The organism is Flavonifractor sp. An82 (assembly GCF_002159265.1).
In the GTDB taxonomy this organism is placed as follows: domain Bacteria; phylum Bacillota; class Clostridia; order Oscillospirales; family Oscillospiraceae; genus Flavonifractor.
In genome coordinates this window covers 1-3,269 of record NZ_NFHG01000046.1, presented here as the reverse complement: position 1 = coordinate 3,269, position 3,269 = coordinate 1, and the positions used below count along the sequence as shown (strand labels likewise).

Annotated in this window: 6 protein-coding genes; 1 reads left to right on the top strand and 5 read right to left on the bottom strand. The window is 49.9% G+C overall.

Annotated elements, in window-relative coordinates; all coding sequences use genetic code 11:
• Positions 1 to 9: 9 nt before the first annotated feature.
• The 3 genes from B5G34_RS18080 to B5G34_RS18070 are packed head-to-tail and all read right to left on the bottom strand — an operon-like array spanning position 10 to position 1,612.
• Entirely contained in the window at positions 10 to 330 is a 321-nt protein-coding gene (locus B5G34_RS18080) for a hypothetical protein (protein ID WP_087340671.1), read from the bottom strand.
• A 3-nt stretch (positions 331 to 333) separates the two neighbouring features.
• Complete coding sequence (locus B5G34_RS18075; protein ID WP_087340669.1) at positions 334 to 1,410, bottom strand: site-specific integrase; 1,077 nt, start codon at positions 1,408 to 1,410, stop codon at positions 334 to 336.
• Positions 1,411 to 1,423: 13 nt separating this feature from the next.
• Entirely contained in the window at positions 1,424 to 1,612 is a 189-nt protein-coding gene (locus B5G34_RS18070) for a MarR family transcriptional regulator (RefSeq protein WP_087340667.1), read from the bottom strand.
• A 165-nt stretch (positions 1,613 to 1,777) separates the two neighbouring features.
• On the opposite strand from B5G34_RS18070, the gene B5G34_RS18065 reads away from it, so the two are divergent.
• Positions 1,778 to 2,335 carry a helix-turn-helix transcriptional regulator gene (locus B5G34_RS18065; protein WP_087340666.1) on the top strand — a complete coding sequence of 186 codons (558 nt, stop codon included), beginning with the start codon at positions 1,778 to 1,780 and terminating at the stop codon, positions 2,333 to 2,335.
• A 387-nt stretch (positions 2,336 to 2,722) separates the two neighbouring features.
• Here the strand turns inward: B5G34_RS18065 and B5G34_RS18060 are convergent, their stop codons facing one another.
• Together B5G34_RS18060 and B5G34_RS19000 are read right to left on the bottom strand one after the other, a co-directional pair.
• Positions 2,723 to 2,992: a hypothetical protein gene (locus B5G34_RS18060; RefSeq protein WP_087340663.1), complete on the bottom strand. Its 270-nt coding sequence runs from the start codon at positions 2,990 to 2,992 to the stop codon at positions 2,723 to 2,725.
• An 81-nt stretch (positions 2,993 to 3,073) separates the two neighbouring features.
• A partial coding sequence (locus tag B5G34_RS19000) for a hypothetical protein (RefSeq protein WP_204245988.1) occupies positions 3,074 to 3,269 on the bottom strand: 196 nt, incomplete at its 5' end.

Genomic DNA, 3,269 nt, shown 5'->3' with positions numbered 1-3,269 from the left:
ATCCATCTATCAATCCTCCCTCATGCCGCCCATGATGGCGGCGATCAGCCGGATGGTGTCCAGCAGCTCGCCATCCACGCCATTCCCGGCCTCGATACGCTCCAGTTCTTCCAGAACGGCGGCCAGCTCGTTCCGAAGGGCCTTATACACCCTGGGGTTGCCCCGTACCACCACATCTCGGCACAGCAGCCGCCGGGTGATGTAGTCCTGCTTGGTAAGGCCGGAGAGCCGCACGGCGGTTTCAATTTCCCTGTCCTCCTCCGGGGACACCCGGAAAGCCACAGTTTTGTTTCTCCAGCGGTTGTGTCGGTCAAGATTTTTCGCTGACATGATTTAGGCCCCCTTTCGCTCCATGTCCAGTTTGTCCGCCATCTCCGCCTGCCGGGTGGGGAACAGGTGGGCGTAGCGGTAGGTAATATCAATGCTTTCATGTCCCACCCGGTCAGCGATTGCCAGGGCCGTAAAGCCCATGTCAATGAGCAGCGAAATGTGGGAGTGCCGCAGGTCGTGTATTCTGATCCGCTTGACCCCGGCCTCTTTCGCCCCCCTGTCCATCTCCCGGTGGAGGTAGGATTTTGTCACCGTGAAAATGCGGTCGGTGGGTTTCACCCCATACAGGCTCTTGATATAGTCCCGCATTTCTTCGCAGAGGAAGGCGGGCATTTGAATGACCCGGTTGCTCTTGGGTGTCTTGGGGTCGGTGATGACATCCTTGCCCTTGATCCGCTGGTAGGACTTGGAGATGGTGACGGTCTGTTTTTCGAAGTCAAAGTCACCGGGGGTGAGGGCCAGCAGCTCCCCCTCCCGGACGCCGCACCAGTAGAGCATTTCAAAGGCGTAATAGGAGAGGGGCTTGTCCATCATGGCCTCGGCGAATTTCAGGTACTCCGCCTTTGTCCAGAACAGCATTTCACGTCCCTTGGGCTTGCCCATATTGCCCGCCTGGGCAGCGGGATTGACCTTTAGGTTGTAGTGGCGTACCGCATGGTTGAACACGGCGCTCAACTGATTGTGCAGCGTTTTTAAGTACACCGGAGAGTAGGGTTTGCCGTTCTTGTCCCGGTAACCCAGCATTTCGTTCTGCCAGGCGATGATCTCCTTGGAGTGAATGTCGCACATCTTCCGCTTGCCGAAGTACGGCACCAACTTCTTGTAGAGGATATGCTCTTTCGTCCCCCAGGTGTTTTCCTTGATACGGCCCTTCATGTCCGCCACATAGACGGCTACGAAGTTTTCAAAGGTCATTTCCAGGTCGGCGGTCTGCTGTTGCAGGAATGTCCGCTCCCACTCCAAAGCCTCCCGCTTGGTGGGGAAGCCCCGTTTCATCTTCTTTACTTTCTTACCTGTCCAGTCCTCGTAGTAAAAGGACGCATACCATGTGCCCTTTGCCTTGTCTTTGTATGCCGGCATTGTGGTTCCCTCCTTACTGCCTGTCCCGCAGCCCATAGAATTTTTCCTCGAAGTAGCGCCTGCTCACCCGTCCGGGAATGGTGAGAAAGCCTTTTTTCTTCAGTTCCTCGTTCATTTCCCGCACCAGCTTGTAGGCGTAGGGCTTGGAAACGCCCAGCTCCCTGGCAACCTCCTCCGCCCTCACAAACAGCTCCTTTTCCATGGTCAGCACCTCCTTATTTTTATTTCGCAAATATGTTAATATCCGCATTGTCATTATACATTAACACCGATGTTAATGTCAAGAATTTATTTCGCATTTTTGTTAATATATATCTTGCATAGTTCGCTTTTTTGCGCTATACTATCCTCAAAGGCGGTGAATGATATGACCGTAGGGGATAAAATCAAGAAAATCCGTACCTTTCGGGGCATGACGCAAAAGGAATTGGGCCTTGCCATCGGTTTGGAGGAAAAGGGTGCGGACAACCGGATTGCCCAGTATGAGACGAATTACCGTGTCCCGAAACGGGAGCTGCTGGACAAGATGGCCGAGGCGCTGCGGGTAGACCGCCAGAACTTCTACACCATCGCCCCTGGCTCTGCCGAGGACTTCATGCGGACATTTTTTTGGCTGGACGAGGACAGCCCAGGCTCTATCCGCCTGTTCCAGCTTGTCCGCAATCCCAGCAAGACAGGGGCCTCCGATGATACCAGCGTGCGCTACAATGACAACGACGACTGGCCCATCCATCCTCCCGTTGGGATTTATTTTCAGTACGGCCTTGTGGACGAGTTCATGCACGAATGGCTTTTGCGCCAGCAGGAACTTGACGCTGGGGAGATCACCAGGGACGAATACTTTGAATGGAAACTCAACTGGCCTTACACCTGTGACGATAGCAAGGAAAGCCAGTATTATGTCACCTGGCGGAAAAATAAATAAGACAAGCAAAAAACCGCCCTGCTGAATTTGTCGTTCAGCAGGGCGGTTTTGCTTGTCCTTTTGGGATTTTTCTCTTGAGAATACCGGGCGGACACAAATAGTATCAATCCAGTATCAAGAGCAGTATGGACGGGCAAAAAAGCCTGTATTCATGCGGGTTTTCGCCGTTTCGAGCGTCATTCCCACTCGCTCCTGTCAGAAGTTTTCTAAACAGATTTGCTTATGTTGTTTAGCTCAGAGTATTGGTATTCTTTTCATTATTCAGATAGTAGGGGCTATCTGATTTTTTGTTGCCATGGTGTTGCCAGTAATGGACGATTGGATGGATTGCAAACATTATAGCACATTTATAATAACTTTTCTATAAGCTGCCGTATGTTTGTTTAATCATAAAGATAAATCAAATACTTTGCTGTCAATATCATCTAGTTTATTACATACATCTGTCAGACTGTTGTATAGCCCGTCTCCTTTTATATCATTGAGACTTGAATTGACATCATCTAGTTTGTCACAGACATCTGCCAAACTATCATACAGTCCTACTCCTTTTATAGCCACAAGGTTATCATTAACTTCTCGCAAACTGGAATTAATTTCCTCCAACTGATTTTTGATATCACATAATGCCTCAATAAGTTTCTCATTAAAATCCATTTTATGTGTTTCTTCCTTTCTTATACAAATTTTACAGCAGCTATATAGTTTTAGTTTCCAAAGATACCTGTCTAAGCAAACTTATTTCAGCGACAGCTGTTCTCCATTTCTTATTACAGAGTTTTCCAGGGTGTACAATGCTTTGTCCAATGTTTTTTCAATTTCTTTTCTGCGTACGCCGCTCAAAAAGTGCAGCTTGACCGCAGATGATGGTGCATCACCACCGCTGGAATGGTGCACTGCTTCCGCGGAAATGGTGCATGGCGGCCGCGGGCGT